The sequence below is a fragment of the Aromatoleum petrolei genome (assembly GCF_017894385.1).
Lineage (GTDB): Bacteria > Pseudomonadota > Gammaproteobacteria > Burkholderiales > Rhodocyclaceae > Aromatoleum > Aromatoleum petrolei.
This window is the reverse complement of record NZ_CP059560.1, coordinates 4,443,544-4,460,252: the sequence shown is the minus strand read 5'-3', so window position 1 is coordinate 4,460,252 and position 16,709 is coordinate 4,443,544. Positions and strand designations below refer to the sequence as shown.

15 protein-coding genes are annotated in these 16,709 nt (G+C 64.8%); 7 read left to right on the top strand and 8 right to left on the bottom strand.

What is annotated here, in order from left to right; all coding sequences use genetic code 11:
* Positions 1-2: 2 nt before the first annotated feature.
* From ToN1_RS20390 to ToN1_RS20365, 6 genes are all read right to left on the bottom strand, one after another.
* Positions 3-1,184: an ABC transporter substrate-binding protein gene (locus ToN1_RS20390; RefSeq protein WP_169206503.1), complete on the bottom strand. Its 1,182-nt coding sequence runs from the start codon at positions 1,182-1,184 to the stop codon at positions 3-5.
* A 14-nt stretch (positions 1,185-1,198) separates the two neighbouring features.
* A complete protein-coding gene (locus ToN1_RS20385; RefSeq protein WP_169206504.1) occupies positions 1,199-2,176 on the bottom strand; it encodes a PQQ-dependent catabolism-associated beta-propeller protein in 978 nt (325 codons plus the stop codon).
* A gap of 46 nt (positions 2,177-2,222) precedes the next feature.
* A complete protein-coding gene (locus tag ToN1_RS20380; protein ID WP_425305822.1) occupies positions 2,223-3,005 on the bottom strand; it encodes an ABC transporter ATP-binding protein in 783 nt (260 codons plus the stop codon).
* A gap of 4 nt (positions 3,006-3,009) precedes the next feature.
* Positions 3,010-3,783, bottom strand: a complete 774-nt coding sequence (locus ToN1_RS20375; protein ID WP_169205220.1) for an ABC transporter ATP-binding protein — start codon at positions 3,781-3,783, stop codon at positions 3,010-3,012.
* Positions 3,784-4,542, bottom strand: a complete 759-nt coding sequence (locus ToN1_RS20370) for an ABC transporter permease (protein WP_244860842.1) — start codon at positions 4,540-4,542, stop codon at positions 3,784-3,786.
* A 62-nt stretch (positions 4,543-4,604) separates the two neighbouring features.
* Positions 4,605-5,597, bottom strand: a complete 993-nt coding sequence (locus tag ToN1_RS20365) for an ABC transporter substrate-binding protein (RefSeq protein WP_244860841.1) — start codon at positions 5,595-5,597, stop codon at positions 4,605-4,607.
* 493 nt (positions 5,598-6,090) lie between these two features.
* On the opposite strand from ToN1_RS20365, the gene ToN1_RS20360 reads away from it, so the two are divergent.
* From ToN1_RS20360 to ToN1_RS20330, 7 genes are all read left to right on the top strand, one after another.
* Entirely contained in the window at positions 6,091-6,693 is a 603-nt protein-coding gene (locus ToN1_RS20360) for a QcrA and Rieske domain-containing protein (protein ID WP_244861078.1), read from the top strand.
* Between the two features lie 41 nt (positions 6,694-6,734).
* Positions 6,735-8,453 (top strand): methanol/ethanol family PQQ-dependent dehydrogenase, encoded by a 1,719-nt coding sequence (locus ToN1_RS20355; protein ID WP_169205216.1) that lies wholly within the window; start codon positions 6,735-6,737, stop codon positions 8,451-8,453.
* A 90-nt stretch (positions 8,454-8,543) separates the two neighbouring features.
* Positions 8,544-9,404, top strand: coding sequence for a transporter (locus ToN1_RS20350; protein ID WP_169205215.1), 861 nt, complete (start codon positions 8,544-8,546; stop codon positions 9,402-9,404).
* Between the two features lie 66 nt (positions 9,405-9,470).
* Positions 9,471-9,938 (top strand): DUF1097 domain-containing protein, encoded by a 468-nt coding sequence (locus tag ToN1_RS20345; RefSeq protein ID WP_169205214.1) that lies wholly within the window; start codon positions 9,471-9,473, stop codon positions 9,936-9,938.
* A gap of 25 nt (positions 9,939-9,963) precedes the next feature.
* On the top strand, positions 9,964-11,403 hold the full coding sequence (gene aldA, locus ToN1_RS20340; protein ID WP_169205213.1) for an aldehyde dehydrogenase: 1,440 nt from the start codon (positions 9,964-9,966) through the stop codon (positions 11,401-11,403).
* A gap of 194 nt (positions 11,404-11,597) precedes the next feature.
* Positions 11,598-12,239, top strand: coding sequence for a response regulator (locus tag ToN1_RS20335; protein ID WP_169205212.1), 642 nt, complete (start codon positions 11,598-11,600; stop codon positions 12,237-12,239).
* Positions 12,240-12,396: 157 nt separating this feature from the next.
* Complete coding sequence (locus ToN1_RS20330) at positions 12,397-14,391, top strand: sigma-54-dependent Fis family transcriptional regulator (protein WP_169205211.1); 1,995 nt, start codon at positions 12,397-12,399, stop codon at positions 14,389-14,391.
* A gap of 83 nt (positions 14,392-14,474) precedes the next feature.
* Here the strand turns inward: ToN1_RS20330 and ToN1_RS20325 are convergent, their stop codons facing one another.
* Positions 14,475-14,831, bottom strand: coding sequence for a DUF779 domain-containing protein (locus ToN1_RS20325; RefSeq protein ID WP_169205210.1), 357 nt, complete (start codon positions 14,829-14,831; stop codon positions 14,475-14,477).
* 182 nt (positions 14,832-15,013) lie between these two features.
* Positions 15,014-16,534 carry an aldehyde dehydrogenase gene (gene adh, locus ToN1_RS20320; RefSeq protein WP_169205209.1) on the bottom strand — a complete coding sequence of 507 codons (1,521 nt, stop codon included), beginning with the start codon at positions 16,532-16,534 and terminating at the stop codon, positions 15,014-15,016.
* Positions 16,535-16,709: the final 175 nt, after the last annotated feature.

Sequence of the window (16,709 nt, the reverse complement as noted above, 5' to 3'; positions counted from 1 at the left end):
GTTCAGAACGCGCAGCGGCTGTCGCGCTGGTCGAAGCCGAGGGTGTCCAGGTTGTTGGTCGGATGCAGGAAGCCCGCGATCGGGGCGCGCTCGATTACGGCGTTGTGGGTGGCGAGCAGGATGGGCTGGCGCAGCTGGTTGTCCCAGGGACGGAAGCCCAGGCGGTTGCCCTTGAAGCCGTCGAGCGTGATCTCCTCGCCCTTGAGGTACTTGGCGACGGTGGCGAAGGGGGCGTTCTTCGTGCGCACGACCGCTTCGACGACCGCTTTCACCGCGATCCATGCGGCCCAGTCGGGGTCGGCCATCTTGCGGCCGACGTGCTTTTCCAGGCGACTGTTGAGTTGCGGCGCACCGTGGCGTTCCCACGCCCATGACCAGGCCGCGGCGGCGAGGCCTTCCGATCCGACGACCGGGCGTGCGCGCACCGTGCGGTAGGGGACGCTGCGGGCGAACTCGCCGTCCGTGTCGGCGACGAAGACGACGTCGTGCTCGGCTCCGGCGGTGAGCAGCGCGACGTTGCCCTGGTCGCGCTGGCGCGGGTCGTTCGAGAGCACGAAGGGGCGGCGCTCGACGAGCTTCACGCCGAAGCGCTTCGCGGCACGGTCGAAGGCTTCCGCCATCAGCTTGTCCTCGGGGCGCGGGCCTTCGAGCATCAGCACGTTGCGCCACTTCTTCGACACGAGGTACTGCGCGAGCGCGTCCATGCGCATCGCGTCGTTCGGCAGCGTGTGCAGGAGGTTCGGCTGGCACTGTGCCTGGCGCAGCGCATCGTCGGGTGCGGACACGTTGAAGAGCAGCAGCTCCCTGCCCCGCAGGGCCTTGGCGATCTCGGCCACCACCGCGCCGGGGGCATCGAGGAGGAAGTAGCGCACGCCTTCCTTGTTCAGTTTGTCGATCGCAGCGACGAGCGCCTTCGCATCGGCCGCCGTGACGTGTTCGAGCGCGAACTCGGCCCCCACCGCCTGGCCGACGAAGCGCGCCTCGCGCAGCGCCACCTCGGCACCGGCGAAGGGCCGGCCAAGGGGTTGTGAGAGGCCGCGGAAGAAGAGTTTCGTTTCGTCGTAGCGCGCGTCCGCTTCCAGTTCGACGTGCGCGAGGCGCACGCCGGTGGCGGCGAAGGCGTGGGCGGCGAGGCCGAGCGCGGCGGCGCCCAGGGCCGTTCGCAGGAGGCGTCGGAGGTTCATATGCGTGCGCCCCCTCAATCGTCGATCACCACCGTGTGCGGCACGCGTCCCACCGGCACGGAGCGCAGCACCTTGCGGCTCTTGGTGTCGATGATGGAGATGTCGTCCGAAAGACCGTTGGCGACGAAGAGCAGGCTGCCGTCGCGGTTGAGCGTGGCGCCCCAGGCACGGTTGCCCACCAGCACGTAATCCTCGACCTTGCGGCTGGCGACATCGACGATGGCGATGTGGTTGGCGCGCCCGAGCGTGACGTAGGCGGTCTTGCCGTCGCCCGTCATCGCGATGCCCACCGGGGTGACGTCGTCGGCGCGGAAGCCCTTGGGGGTGAAGGCGACGGTGGCCTTGACGGCGTTCGTTGCGCCGTCGAGCACCGTGACCTTGCCGCCCAGCTCACTGGTGACCCACACCTCGGCGCCGTCCGGAGTCATCGCGAAGCGGCGCGGGCGGTTGGCGACGACGACATTGGCGAGGATCTTGTGGGTCGCGGTGTCGATGACGTGCACCATGTTGGCGACCTCCGAGGTCGCATACACGCGCTTTCCGTCCGGCGACAGGCGCACGCCCTCGGGTTCCTCGCCGACCTCGATGCGGGTGATGGCCTTCTTCGTCGCGACGTCGATCACCGACACCTGCGCGCCCTCCTCGTTGGAGACGTAGAGGCGCTTGCCGTCGGGCGAGAGGTCGAACATCTCGGGGTCCTCGCCGACGGGGATGCTGTGGGTCACCTTGAGCTGGGCGATGTCGATGACGTCGACGCGGTCGGCCTTGCTGGCGATCACGTAGAGCTGGCTGCGGTCGGGCGCGAGACGCATGTCGCGCGGACGCTGGCCGGTGGCGATGGTCTTGACGACCTGCCAGCTCTTGCTGTCGAGCACCGTCACGGCGTGGTCGTTCTCGCTGCTGACGAAGACGTAGCCGGTACCTTTAGCGGTGGCGGCGCCCGCGGCGAGCGCGAGGACAGCCGCGGTGATGAGTCGGGTGCGGGGGATCAAGGGGGTCTCCTCTCGGGGGGTTCTGGTTCTTGTGTCGGGCGGGTGTTCAGTCGCCGCGTTCGCCACCGGTGAGCTTCAGGAAGGCGTCGGCCAGCGTCGCGGTGCCGGCTTGGGCGGCGAGTTCGGCGGGGCAGCCCTCGGCGAGAACCTGGCCGCGGTGCAGCACGACGACGCGATCGGCGGCTTCGGCCTCGTCGACGAGGTGGGTCGCCCACAGCACGGCGACGCCACGGTCGCGCAGCGCCAGCACTTCGTCGAGGAGCTGGCGGCGCGAGGCCGGGTCGAGGCCGACGGTGGCTTCATCCATGAGCAGCACCGCCGGTTCGTGCACGAGGGCGCGTGCGAGTTCGACCTTGCGGCGATTGCCGCCGGAGAGTTCGCGCACGGGGTCCCCGGCACGCTCGGTGAGACCCAAGCGGGCGAGTGCATCGGCGACACGTTCCTTCGCCCGCGCACCGCCCAGGCCGTGCAGCGCGGCGTGGAATTTGAGGTTGGCGGCAACGCCGAGGTCGAGGTCCAGCGTGCTCTGCTGGAACACGACACCGAGGCGAGCGAGCGCAGAGACCGGATCCTTGCGAATGTCGTGGCCGCACACGGCGAGGCGACCCGAGTCGGCGTTGAAGAGACCGGTCAGCAGCTGGAACAGCGTGCTCTTGCCCGCGCCGTTGGGGCCGAGCAGCGCGACGAATTCGCCGCGGCGCACGGCGAGCGTGACGCCGCGCAGGGCTTCGCGCACGCCGTAGGACTTGCGCACCTCGGCGAGCTCGAGCGCTGCGCCCTCCCCGCCCATGGCAGTTGCACCGGAGGCCGCTTCAAGCGGGCGATTCATGGGTTCATTCATCCTTGATCCTGTCCGGGTCGCTCGCGAGCCCCGCGAGGAGCTCGGGGTGCTGTGCGAGGAGTTCGGCCTGCAGCGCCTGTACCGCGGCATCGTCGGGGGCGCGCGGACGGGCGAGCGCGAGCGGGAGTTCGAGCACGACGCGCCCGGGGGCGGCCGAGAGGAAGCAGATGCGGTCGGCGAGCGCGAGCGCTTCGCGCAGGTCGTGGGTGACGAAGAGCACGGTTGCGCCCGAGCGCTGCCACAGTTCGACCAGCATCGCGCGCAATCGGTTGGCGGTGGGCACGTCGAGCGACACGAAGGGCTCGTCCATCAGCAGCAGCTTCGGTTCGATCACGAAGGCGCGCGCGAGCGCGACGCGCCGCTGCATGCCGCCCGACAGGCGCCCGGGGAAGGCGTCGAGCACGTCGCCAAGCCCCATCGCGGCGAGGAGTTCGCGCGCCCGACATCGCGCCGCGGGGCTCGCATCGGTGACGAGGAGGACGTTGTCGAGCACCGTGAGCCAAGGCATCAAGCGTGGCTCCTGGAACATGAAGCCGATGTCGTGCGTACTATCGGCAAACGGAGCGCCGGCCAGGCGCACACGGCCCTCGACGTCGCGGTCAAGCCCGCCGACGACGTTGAGCAGCGTGCTCTTGCCGCAGCCCGAGGGGCCCACCACGCACACGAACTCGCCCGGCGCGGCCGTGAGCTTGAGCCCGGCGAGCGCCAGATGCGGCGCGCCGGCGCGGTCGGGATAGGTCTTGCGGTCGATGGCGATGTCGAGCATTCAGCTTCTCCAGCGCGTGAGGCGGCGCTCAAGCGGGCGCAGGCCGGCCGCCTCGACGACGAGCACGACCGCGGCGAACACGAGCGTGTAGGCGAGGATGCCCGCAATGTCGAAGAGCTGGAAGAACATGTTGAGCTGGAAGCCCACGCCGTTGCTGCGGCCGAGAAGCTCGACGACGAGCACGATCTTCCAGATCAGCGACAGCCCCGAGCGCGCCGAGGCCAGGAGGTAGGGCACCAGCTGGGGCAGGTAGACCTGGCTGAAGGTGCGCAGCCGCGGCAGGCGGTAGGCGTGGGCCACCTGCATCAAGCGGGCGTCCACGGCGCGCGCACCTTCGCGCACGGTGACGACGACGGTGGGGATCTTGTTCACGGCGACGGCGGCGACGGCGGCCGCGTCGTTGAGCCCGAACCACACGTAGCACAGGATGATGGTGACCAGCGCGGGGATGTTGAGCCCGAGCACAAGCCAGCCGTCGAGCAGCGCATCGAGCCGGCGCCAGCGCCCCATGGCAATGCCGATTGCGGCGCCGAGGGCCATCGCCAGCGCGAAGGCGACCGCGACGCGCGCGAGCGTGATGGCCAGGTGCGTGGGCAGCGCGAGCGAGGCGGTCTCGGCGGCGATGCGCGCGAAGACCGTTGCCGGCGGGGGCAGCGTGGAACTGGCGAAGAGCCACGCGGCGAGCTGCCACAGCACAAGGAAGGCGGCGAGCGAGGCCGCACGCAGCCAGCCTTCGCCCTGCGGGCCGCGGCGTTTCATCGCTCGCCCGACTGGGGCGGCCGGCAGCGGCCAGGACGCGGAATCATCGGCACCGGCCTTCATCAGCGCGGGGCGCCCACGCGCCAGAAGGTGCCCGCGGGCAGTGCGGTGGCGGCTCCGACGAGCTCGGCACCGCCCTCCTGCGCAAGGATCGCGAACACGCGCCGCGCGGTGCGCTCGGCCTGCGCGACGTCCTCGCCGGGAATACCTGCGCGGAATCCGTCGCGCAAGGCCGCGAGCGTCGCGTCGTCCTCGGCGCGCGTGAGCGGGCGCAGCTCCTCCCACACCGCGTCGGACGTCTGCATGTGGCGCCGCGCCTGTGCGCCCGCGCGCAGGAAGCCTTCGAAGGCCGCGCGGTTCTTCGCCGCCCAGTCGTCACGGAACACCCAGCCGATCATCGGCAACTCGCCATCGACGCCGAGCCCCTTGAGGACCTCGTCGAGGGACAGGAGCTCGCGCATCCCGGCCGCGCGCAGGCGCGCCGAGAAGTGCCAGAAGTTCATCACCGCCGGCAGTTCGCCCTTCAGCATCAACGCGTTCAGCAGTGGCGGCGCCCCGAAGTCGGGTTTCACCAGCGTCGCGGCGTCCTCGCCGACGGTCTTGCGCGCATAGGCGCGTAGCAAGAGCCAGCTCTTGTCGAGCGCCCCGCCGGCGACCCCCAGGCGCTGCCCGCGCAGGTCGGCGAACGCGCGCACGTTCGCGTCGGGGCGCACCATGATGCCGCCCACGGCGCGCGAGTACGGGACGAAGGCGAAGTCGCGCCCTTCGGCGCGCTGGCGTGCGACCCAGATCCAGTCGTTCACGATGAGGTCCACCGCCCCGCCCTGCAGCGCGACGTTCGCCGCGTCCTTCTGCGCCAGCGGCACGACCTCGATGCGCACGCCCTCGCGCTCGGCAAAACCCTGCTGCTTCATCACCTCGAGCTCCCAGCTCACGGTGCCGTATTGCAGCACGCCGATGCGGATCACGGCCGGGTCGGCCGCGTAAGCCCCTGCAACGATACCCAACAGGGCCGCGAACACACCGCACCAGGTCCGCATAAGCCTTCGACACATTTCCTCGTCCCCTCGTCCTTTCTTGTCTTTTCTACCCGGCAGGGTCGAGCCCCACCTTTGGTTCCTTCGCAAGCACGATCCGGGCCACCGTCGCATCGTCCCTCACCTCGGTCATGGCGCAAGTCAAAACGTCTGACCGCCCCTCCCGCTGCACGCGGAAATCGAGGAGATGCCCGCTGCCGCACACTGCGCAGCAGCTTCAGACCGGAGCTACCGGCAGGAGGACTCCGTGGCGTACCCGATGTTCGCGTTCCGGCAACCGTCCCAGTCTCATGGGAAAAGTGTCCCACGTTGCGGGGACGGGACACCCTGCCACTGCGCGAGCGACCGGACAAAAAACACCGCCCCATACAAACAAATATCTTTTCTCTAAATAAACAAATACTTATCAATGCATCAATAATACTTTTGGCATTTCCTTGATTCACTGGCCCGAGCTTTGCACTACCGGCCCAGTCGCATCACCAGTAAAAAAACGGAGACATCAGTGCAAATGAAAACGGACTCATCTTGCTGTAACTGCAGCAAACCGAAAGATCCCGGTCGGCGCTCGGCCCTCAAAATTTGCACTGGCGCCCTTCTCGGCCTTGCCGCCGCTTCCGCACATCGCACGCACGCAGGGGAAATCAGCGATGCGCGCCCGGAAATCGGGGATTTTCTCGTACGTACAGACGCCGAGGGCGGCACTCAACCACTGACCATCAGCGACTTGGCAGTCGGTGACAAACCGATTCTAGCCTTTCCGCTCGAACCCGCCAGCGGCGCGATCAAGAGTGGTTCCCGCCTCAACAAGGTCATCGTCTTCCGCGTACAACCTGAGGAAATTGACGAAGACATGCGCCGGAATTCCGTCGAGGGCATCGTCGCCTATTCGGCGGTGTGCACGCATCAGGGCTGCGACATCACCAATTACGTCCCCAAGGACAACGCACTGATCTGCTTTTGCCACTTTTCCCAGTTCAAACCTACGCACGGAGGAGAAGTCATCGGGGGGCCGGCTCCGCGGCGGCTCCCCGTGCTGCCCCTCAAGGCCGAAAACGGGCGCCTCGTCGTTGCCGGCAAGTTCTCGTCCAAACCCGGCGCCACCGCCGGTTGAATTCCCCACCCACCCGCAACAACCCGTTAAGGAGGAGTCACATGAAAAATAAAATCAGACCGCTGGTCGCCGCGCTCGCGCTCACACCGCTGCTCGCCACGGCAGCGCTGCCGCAGTACGCCCCTGTCACTGACATTCGGCTCGCCAACCCGGAGCCGCAGAACTGGCTTTCCTACCGCGGCAACTACGCGAGCTGGGGTTACAGTTCGCTCAAGCAGATCAACACGCAAAACGTCGCAAAGCTGAAGCTCGCCTGGGCTTACTCCACGGGCATGACTGAAGGCCACCAGTCGCCCCCGATCGTGAACAACGGCTACATGTACATCACGACGCCGAACAACCAGGTGATCGCTTTCGAGGCGGCCACGGGCAAGGAACTGTGGCGGTACAAGAAGACGATCCCGGAAGAGCTGCAGCAGCTCCACCCGACCAATCGCGGCGTCGCGCTCTACGGCAACAAGCTCTACCTCGCGACCACCGACGCCACCCTCGTCGCACTCGATGCGGTGACGGGCAAGGAATTGTGGAAGACCGCGGTCGCGGACTGGAAGAAGGGCTATTACATGACTCTCGCGCCCCTGGCCGCCAAGGGCAAGATCATGGTCGGCTCCTCGGGCGGCGAATACGGCATCCGGGGCTTCGTCGCCGCGTTCGACGCGGAAACCGGGAAAGAGGCATGGCGCACCCATACCGTCGCGGGTCCCGGCGAACCCGGCGGTGACACTTGGCCGGCCGACACGTACAAGCGCGGCGGCGGCTCGGTGTGGATTACCGGCAGCTACGATCCCGATACGAACCTCGCCTACTGGGGCGTGGGGAATGCCGGGCCATGGATGCCCGACACCCGCGCTGGCGACAATCTTTACGCGAATTCGACGATCGCACTCGACGTCGATACCGGTAAGCTCAAGGGCTACCACCAGTATCACTGGAATGACGGTTGGGACTGGGACGAGGTTTCCGCGCCATTGCTGATCGACGTGGAGCGTAACGGCAAGAAGATCAAGTCCCTGGTGCACGCCGGCCGCAACGGCTACCTCTGGCTACTCGAGCGCACCAACAGCAAGATCAATTTTGTCGATGCCTGGCCGTACGTGACCCAGAACGTCTTCAAGAGCATCGACCCAAAGACCGGCCGCCCGACCTACGATCCCGCGCGCACCCCGGGCACCGGAAAAACCGTCAATTTCTGCCCGTCGCTGTGGGGCGGCAAGGACTGGCCGCCCGAGGCGTACAACCCCGGCACCGGCCTTCTCTACATCCCGGCCAACAATAACCTGTGCTCGGAACTGACGGGCGAGCCGGCAAAGTACAACGCCGGCGAGCTCTATATCGGGGTTTCGATCGACAACATTCTGACAAACGTCCGCATGGACGATAAGGCGCGCAAGCACGTCGGCGAAGTGCAGGCTTGGGACATAAAGACCGGCAAGAAGGTGTGGACACACACGTACCCCGAAATGAACTGGGGGCCACTGCTCACCACCGGCGGCAACCTCGTCTTCGGCGGGGGCACCAATGACCGCAAGTTCCGCGCATTCGACGCGACGAACGGCAAGCTCCTGTGGGAATTCCCCACCAACTCGGGCGTGACGGGCGTGCCATCGACCTTCGAGATCGATGGCGAACAATTCGTTGCCGTCCAGTCCGGTTGGGGCGTGGATGCCCAACGCATGCAGGGCGCATTCGACGCAGTGCTTCCGCACAAGACCGTCGTCCCGCAAGGGGGCGTGCTGATGGTCTTCAAGCTCGAACAGTAGCCCTCACCGTAATCGGCTTTTCTCGACGCGGTGCCACATGGCACCGCGCGGGGGCCTATTTGTCCCGAAGATTCGAAACAAGGAAACGACATGTCTCAATTCACGCTCGCCGCACCGAAGAAAACCTCACTCGCCATCCTTGCCGCCATGGCCGCATTGTGCGGCCCCATCGCTCCTGCACAGGCCCAGACGACCTTCGACGTCATCGGCCCGCATGAATACGAACTGCCGGTCGGCTTCAAGCCGTTCAACGTGTTCGTCCAGTACGCTTACGTCCAGCGCAACAACAAGGCGTTCGACGACGACGGCGATCGCGTCAAGGGCTCCGGCGCAAACACCACGGTCGGCCTGTCGAAGTACGTACGCTTCTGGACCCCCGAATCAAACCCCTCGATCGGCCTCGCCTACGAGGTGATCGTCCCCGAGATCGGCGTCAAGGATCGCAGCACCTCCAGCCAGGTGAGCGGTATCGGCGACCCGCTGACGGGCTTCGCGATCTGGTACAAACCGACTCCCTCGTCGACGCTGGGCTTCCAGTCCTTTGTCCAGATTCCCGTGGGCAACGACAGCGTGAGTGACAGCAACTGGAAGAACCTTTCCAGCCTGCTGTGGGACGTGCGCCTCACCGACAAGCTGGGGTGGACGGCCGACGCGGGGTTCGTCTTCCAGAACGAGAAGAAGGATGGCTCGCGCCCCGGCACCACCTTCCACACCAATCATCGTCTCGGCTATCGCGTCAATGGGCTGCTCGAACCCTTCGTCGCGGTGGACTACGAGCGCAGCAGGAAGAGCAGCACGGTCGACAGCTCGCACGCGCTCGATGCAGGTGTGGGTCTGATGTTCCACACCTTCGACAACCAGTCGATCACGCTGCGCTATTCGAAGAGCATCGAAGGCGAGAACCACTCGTTCAACAACAGCGTGAACCTCAAGTACGCGTACGTCTGGTAAGCGCCCGGCGCGCCCGTCCGCCGGTCGCGCCGGATGAGCCCCCTTACCCCGCTTCGGGAGAAATACATGAAGCTTTTGCACGCACTCGCATCGAGCATCGCGGCGCTGGTCGCCGTATGGGTATACCTCAGCGTCGGCAATCCGGACTTCCACTTCAACCCTTGGATAGGCTTCGTTGCCTGGGCCGCGTTCTTCGCCGCCGGCGGTGGCACGGAAGGCGCCCTCAAGTCGGTCGCCGCCGGCTTGGCGGGCATCGGACTCACGGCAATCACGCTGTTCTTCGTGGGTACCTTGGGCGGTGACATCACTGCCCTCGTGATCCTCGTCGGTATTCTGGCCTTCGTGCTGGTCGCAATGGCCGACATCGCCCCGCTGGCCTACACGCCCGCGGCCTTCCTCGGCGCCGCATCGTTTTTCGGATCAGGCGGAAAGGTCGATGTCAGCATCGCCTTCATCGTGCTGACCTGGATCGCCGGCGTCGCGTTCGGTTTCGCCTCCGAATTCGCCGGAAAACGCCTCGCTCGGACTACCTGACCCCCACCCTGCAAGGAGAAGGATTATGACCAAGATCTACCAGAATTACATCGACGGACGCTTCGTCGAGAACGGTTCCCAGGAGCTCATCGAGGTCCGCAACCCCGCGACAGACGAACTTCTCGCCTGCGTTCCGGAAGCATCGCCCGATCAGGTCGATGACGCGGTGGCAGCCGCGCGCCACGCCCAGCCTGCATGGGAGAAGCTGCCTGCCATCGAGCGTGCGAAGCATCTGCGCGCGATCGCTGCCAAACTGCGCTCCGAAAAGGAATGCCTAGCCGAGACCATCACCCGCGAACAGGGCAAGGTGCTCGGCCTGGCGCGCGTCGAGGTGGACTTCACCGCCGACTACATCGACTACATGGCCGAGTGGGCACGCCGGATCGAGGGCGAAATCATCCCCAGCGATCGTCCGGGCGAGAGCATCTTTCTCATGCGCCGCCCGATTGGCGTCACCGTCGGCATCTTGCCCTGGAACTTCCCGTTCTTCCTGATAGCACGCAAGATGGCTCCCGCCCTGCTCACGGGCAACACCATCGTGATCAAACCAAGCGAAGAAACGCCGATCAATGCCTTCGAATTCGCGCGCCTGGTGAACGAAACCGATTTGCCGGCCGGCGTCTTCAACCTCGTGGGCGGGCGCGGCGCGAGTGTGGGAGCAAAACTCACCGACAACCCGCAAGTGGGCCTCGTGAGCTTCACCGGCAGCGTCGAAACCGGCAAGCGCATCATGACCGCCGCATCGCGGAACCTCACCCGCGTCAATCTCGAACTCGGCGGCAAGGCCCCTGCGATCGTTCTGGGCGGCGCCGACATCGATCTCGCCGCCAAGGCGATCTGCGACTCCCGTGTCATCAACACCGGCCAGGTATGCAACTGCGCAGAGCGCGTCTACGTCGAGCGCGCGGTGGCGAACGAATTCATCGACAAGGTCACTTCCCGCATGGCCGCGGTGCGCTACGGCGATCCGATCGCGGACACCTCGATTGACATGGGGCCGCTGGTCAACCGTCAGGGCCTGGAGAAGGTTGCGGCCATGGTGCAAAGAGCTCGCGAAGAAGGGGCGGAAACGATCCTCGGCGGGAATGTGGCCCCCACCGAGCAAGGCTACCACTACCTGCCCACCGTCATTGTCAACTGCCGTCACGATATGGAAATCATGCGCAACGAGATTTTCGGGCCAGTGCTGCCAATCCAGGTCGTCGATAACCTCGAGGAAGCCATCGCCTTTGCCAACGACTCGGACTACGGCCTGACTTCGTCGATTTTCACGCGCGACCTGAACAAGGCCATGCAGGCGTGCAATTCACTACGGTTCGGCGAAACCTACGTCAATCGCGAGCATTTCGAGGCGATGCAGGGCTTCCACGCCGGCCGGCGGCATTCCGGCATCGGCGGAGCGGACGGCAAGCACGGACTTCTCGAATACACGGAGACGCAGGTCGTGTACATGCAGCACGGCTAACTCCCGCTCTCCCACTCCCTCTCCACGGAGTCGCTTCGACTCCTCTCCTTGCGATCGTGACTCAGCCGTCACGATCGCTTTTTTCGAGCCGGATCGACGGAACGTCCATCAGAGATCTGGCGGAGCCATGCGCGTGACATCGCACGGCCCGGACGGCGGAATCTCCTACACCACCATTCGGAGGAAAACTCGCGATGCGCTCTACACTTGAGCATCTTCGACTCGCCCTCGCCGACGATCACCCGCTGGTACGAACCGGTTTTCGCATGCTGCTCGAAGGATTTGGCGCAACAATCGTCGCCGAGGCGGAGAGCGGGGAAGCGGCGTTTGTCGCCTACTCCGAGCATCGCCCCGATGTGCTCATCATGGATGTCAGGATGCCCGGCATAGGCGGGCTAGGCGCACTCGAGCGCTTGCTTTCGCATTTCCCGAACGCCCGCACGCTAATGCTGTCAGCACACGACGACATTCAGATTCCCACACGTGCGCTGAAGGCCGGCGCCACCGGTTATCTGTCCAAACGCGCAGATCCGCAGGAACTCGGACGTGCGGTCGCCGTCGTGGCCCGCGGACAACGCTATATCGATCAGGAACTCGCGCCACGGATTGCCCTGTCCAAGTACGACGGATCGGAAGATCCCGCCGACGCCCTGACCAACCGCGAATTCGCCGTATTTCTCGAACTGGCTGGGGGCTCCTCCGTGCGAGAAATCGCCAGACGCCACAGTCTGAGTTCGAGCACTGTGGGCACACACCTCTACCACATCAAGCAGAAACTGAATGTATCGAACGCCGCGGAACTGGTCTTGATCGCGGTACGTGCGGGGGTCATCTAAACGATCGGAAGCACAAGCCGCGTGTACTTCGGGAGTTTGGAAGAGGATTACCAAACCACTCTATAATCATCGAACGGACTTGCCATGCCGTGGGGGCCTTGTTCCTTAGCGGCGGAGAGAAGCGCATCAAGACACAAAATAGTGTCAGGAGGAGGAGATGGAGATGAATCAGTTCGGGAGCCGGCAGGCTCTCCTTGATTCGCTCGCGGGCGGAAAGTCGATACCTCTGGGTATGGCAATTCCGACGCGGCAACGTATTGCGCGTTCGCAACAAAGGTCTGAGCAGGAATACTGCCTCGACCCGGCCGGAGTGGCACAAGAACGAGTCCTGACGGCGGGAAGCCTGGCCGAGCTTAAGGAACGCGAGGAGCGCTTTCTCCGCATCGCGACGCCCGGCTTGAGCTGGCTGCACCAGCAAATTGGCGGATTGGGGTATTGCACGCTGCTGACCGACCGGACCGGAGCCACGATCGACAGACGAGCCGCCCCGCGCTACGAGCGAGAGTTCGAGACGCACGGCTTGCGCGTCGGTGCCTGTTGGTCTGAACAGGACCAGGGAACGTGCGGCATCGGTACCGCCCTCGTTGATTGCGCACCGCTCCTGGTTCACGAAACCGAACATTTCCTCGTCCGCAATCACGGGATCAGTTGCAGCGCAGTGCCGCTGTTCGGGCCATGCGAGGAGATTCTGGGCGTACTGAACACTACAGCCATTTCGGCGAACACCAACCGCAGTTGCCAGGCCGTCGCCTACAACCTCTCCCTACTGACCGCCTCACGGATCGAACAGGCGATTTTCTTCGAGGAAAACGCATCGAACTGGGTGATTCGTCTGTCCGTGCATCCGGAAAATTGGACGCCCGACGATTCAATCCTGCTCGCCTTCGACGAAGAGGGGCGGGTGCTCTGCATGAGCCGTCAACTCAAGCACCAGTTGCCGACCCCATACGGCGACTTGCGGATAGAGGGCCTGCTCGACGTCACGGCCGAGAGGCTGCTGAACTTCGCCCACACGAACCCCGGCGTGCCCATCACCATTCCCTGCGTGCTCGGTGTCAGCAGCGTCCATGCCCAGATCCGCGCACCTCGCAAAGCCGTTCGCGTCTCCCAGTCAAAGGGGACGCATACCCCTGCCGAAGTGCCGTCGAGCAATGGAACCGTCGCACCGGATTTCGGCGGCTTGGCTGTCGCAGACCAAAAACTCCTCGAAAGCATCTCTCGCATCAAGCTGCTGGCGAACAACAGGATTCCGATTCTCCTGCTGGGCGAGACGGGCGCAGGCAAGGAGCGGTTCGCAAGGGCCATTCACGACTACAGTGTCCGCCGCGACAAGCCTTTCATCGCCATCAACTGTGCGGCCATCCCGGATGCACTGATCGAGAGCGAACTGTTTGGTTACAAGGAAGGCGCATTTACCGGTGCGCGGGTCAAGGGCAATGCAGGAAAGATCGCCCAGGCAAATGGCGGAACCCTATTTCTCGACGAGATCGGCGACATGCCGCTGGCGCTGCAGACGCGCCTGCTACGGGTGCTAGCCGAAGGGGAAATCGTCGCTCTCGGCGCTTCGGCGCCCGAACGCGTCGACGTGTCGGTCATTTGCGCGACGCACCGTGACCTTCCGGCGATGGTTCGGGACAAGCTTTTCCGCGAAGACCTGTTCTATCGACTCAATGCCGCAACCTTCAGGATACCCGCGCTGCGCGAGCGCTCAGACGTTCCCGAGGTTATCCGTACCGTCTTTGCCGAAGAAGCCACAAGCGCGAACCGCAGGCTCGCGCTGTCGCCGGATACGGAACTGCGCCTGCTGCGATATCGCTGGCCGGGCAACGTGCGCGAATTGCGGAACGTGCTGCGCTACGCGATCGCGGTCTGCACCACGAATCTTGTGGAACCCCGGCATCTGCCGGAAGCGTTCGGACAAGCGCTGTCGGCAGACCCCCCGGCGCGACGCAGGCCGTTCCATCATGCAGAGTCCGAGGACTGCAAGGACGCCGAACGAACTGCGATGATCAACGCGCTGACCCAGTGCGGCTGGAAGGCAACGGCGGCATGCAGACGTCTGGGAATGTCACGCTCGACGTTTTATCGAAAGCTCAAGGAGCATTGCATCGTGCCGAGCACCCCGCGGGTACACGGCGACCATAAAGATTGACCTGCCCGGCCTGTGAAGATTGTCGCGCGGCAAGACGCTCCAATGCGTGACAGTTGCTCCATATTGGAACACATCAGCCGGCATCAGCGATGCAGCTCGCGCAGTTCTTCGTCGGTGAACAGCCGTGACCTCGTAAAAAAGGCGAGGCCCTCTGTGCCCTCCAGCGAGAACATCCCGCCATGGCCGTCGACGACGTCGATGATCAACTGGGTGTGCTTCCAGTACTCATACTGCGCGCGGCTGATGTAGAAGGGGCTGCCGCCGATTTCCCCGAGCAGGACGTCCGAGGGGCCGGTCAGGAACTCCGCGCGCAGATAACACATCGGCGCGCTGCCGTCGCAGCAGCCGCCCGACTGGTGGAACATCACCGGGCCGTGCTTCACGATGAGACGCGCGATGAGTTCTTCGGCACTTTCGGTGGCGATGACACGCTGGACCATGACTGACTCCTTGCACGCCGCGACGCGGCAAAAAAAAACGGGCGGCCTGGGCCGCCCGTGAATCTCGACCGCTGTTTACGGAAGAGAGGGAGAGAAGAACAACATGAGCAAAACGGGCGTTTGGATGCGCCCGACCGGCCTCGCGCCCGTTAGAACCCGAGCGCGAGTACCTGGCAACGCGCTTAGAAGAAGCCGAGCGCGTTGGGGCTGTAGCTCACCAGCAGGTTCTTGGTCTGCTGGTAGTGATCGAGCATCATCTTGTGCGTCTCGCGGCCGATGCCCGACTGCTTGTAGCCGCCAAAAGCGGCGTGGGCGGGGTACAGGTGGTAGCAGTTGGTCCATACGCGGCCGGCCTTGATGCCGCGGCCCATGCGGTAGGCACGGCTGCCATCGCGCGACCACACGCCAGCACCCAGGCCGTACAGCGTGTCGTTCGCGATCGACAGGGCTTCCGCCTCGTCCTTGAAGGTCGTCACCGACAGCACCGGCCCGAAGATTTCCTCCTGGAAGATGCGCATCTTGTTGTGGCCCTTGAACACGGTCGGCTTGATGTAGAAGCCTTCCGCGATGTCGCCATCGAAGCGTGCCGCCTCGCCGCCGGTCAGGAGCTGCGCGCCTTCCTGCTTGCCGAGGTCGATGTAGGACATGATCTTCTGCATCTGCTCGGTCGAGGCCTGTGCGCCGATCATCGTCTCGGTGTCGAGCGGGTTACCCTGCTTGATGGCCTTCACGCGGGCGAGCGCACGGTCCATGAAGCGGTCGTAGATCGACTCGTGGATCAGCGCACGCGACGGGCAGGTGCACACTTCGCCCTGGTTCAGCGCGAACAGCACGAAGCCTTCGATCGCCTTGTCAAAGAACTCATCATCGGCCGCGGCGACATCCTCGAAGAACACGTTCGGCGACTTGCCGCCGAGCTCCAGCGTCACCGGGATGATGTTCTGCGACGCCGCCTGCATGATCAGGCGACCGGTCGTGGTCGAGCCGGTGAAGGCGATCTTGGCGATGCGGCTGCTGGTCGCGAGCGGCACGCCGGCTTCGCGGCCGAGGCCATTGACGATGTTGAGCACGCCTTCGGGCAGCAAGTCGGCGATCAGCTCCATCAGCACGAGGATGCCGACCGGGGTCGATTCGGCAGGCTTCAGCACCACGCAGTTGCCCGCGGCCAGCGCCGGCGCGAGCTTCCACGCCGCCATCAGGATCGGGAAGTTCCACGGGATGATCTGGCCGACCACACCCAGCGGCTCGTGGAAGTGGTAGGCGACGGTGTTGTCGTCGAGCTCGGCGAGCGAACCTTCCTGCGCACGGATGCAACCGGCGAAGTAGCGGAAGTGATCGATCGCGAGCGGGATGTCGGCGGCCATCGTCTCGCGGATCGGCTTGCCATTGTCGACCGTCTCGGCGTAGGCAACGAGTTCGAGGTTCTCCTCGATACGGTCCGCAATGCGCGTCAGGACGCGGGCGCGCTCGGCGACGGAAGTGCGGCCCCACTTGTCGGCGGCGGCATGCGCGGCGTCCAGCGCAAGCTCGATGTCCTCGGCGCTCGAACGCGCCACTTCGCAGAACTTGCGGCCGGTGATCGGGGTGATGTTGTCCATGTACTGTCCGCGCACCGGGGCCACCCACTTGCCGCCGATGAAGTTGTCGTAGCGCGTCTTGAACTGGACCTTGGCGCCTGCCTTGCCGGGCATCTCGTAGATCATTGAACTCGTCTCCAGAAGTGTTGGTTGGTCAGAACGCTGTCTCGCGTCGCTATCCCTTCCGCAGGGGCCGTGCCAGTCCTGTCGAATATTCACGGCCAAAGCGGATTTCATTTTGTGCACAGACACTTGCGCATCAATACCGGAATTTCTGGCGACGCTTCACGTGCGTACCTGC

Bases quoted from the DNA above. Each gene is read 5' to 3' on its own strand.
- ToN1_RS20360 (WP_244861078.1), top strand. From the start codon at position 6,091: ATGAAAACGGACTCATCTTGCTGTAACTGCAGCAAACCGAAAGATCCC.
- ToN1_RS20380 (WP_425305822.1), bottom strand. From the start codon at position 3,005: ATGAATCGCCCGCTTGAAGCGGCCTCCGGTGCAACTGCCATGGGCGGG.
- ToN1_RS20325 (WP_169205210.1), bottom strand. From the start codon at position 14,831: ATGGTCCAGCGTGTCATCGCCACCGAAAGTGCCGAAGAACTCATCGCG.
- aldA (WP_169205213.1), top strand. From the start codon at position 9,964: ATGACCAAGATCTACCAGAATTACATCGACGGACGCTTCGTCGAGAAC.
- ToN1_RS20335 (WP_169205212.1), top strand. From the start codon at position 11,598: ATGCGCTCTACACTTGAGCATCTTCGACTCGCCCTCGCCGACGATCAC.
- ToN1_RS20330 (WP_169205211.1), top strand. From the start codon at position 12,397: ATGGAGATGAATCAGTTCGGGAGCCGGCAGGCTCTCCTTGATTCGCTC.
- ToN1_RS20375 (WP_169205220.1), bottom strand. From the start codon at position 3,783: ATGCTCGACATCGCCATCGACCGCAAGACCTATCCCGACCGCGCCGGC.
- adh (WP_169205209.1), bottom strand. From the start codon at position 16,534: ATGATCTACGAGATGCCCGGCAAGGCAGGCGCCAAGGTCCAGTTCAAG.
- ToN1_RS20365 (WP_244860841.1), bottom strand. From the start codon at position 5,597: ATGTGTCGAAGGCTTATGCGGACCTGGTGCGGTGTGTTCGCGGCCCTG.
- ToN1_RS20390 (WP_169206503.1), bottom strand. From the start codon at position 1,184: ATGAACCTCCGACGCCTCCTGCGAACGGCCCTGGGCGCCGCCGCGCTC.
- ToN1_RS20370 (WP_244860842.1), bottom strand. From the start codon at position 4,542: ATGAAACGCCGCGGCCCGCAGGGCGAAGGCTGGCTGCGTGCGGCCTCG.
- ToN1_RS20345 (WP_169205214.1), top strand. From the start codon at position 9,471: ATGAAGCTTTTGCACGCACTCGCATCGAGCATCGCGGCGCTGGTCGCC.
- ToN1_RS20350 (WP_169205215.1), top strand. From the start codon at position 8,544: ATGTCTCAATTCACGCTCGCCGCACCGAAGAAAACCTCACTCGCCATC.
- ToN1_RS20355 (WP_169205216.1), top strand. From the start codon at position 6,735: ATGAAAAATAAAATCAGACCGCTGGTCGCCGCGCTCGCGCTCACACCG.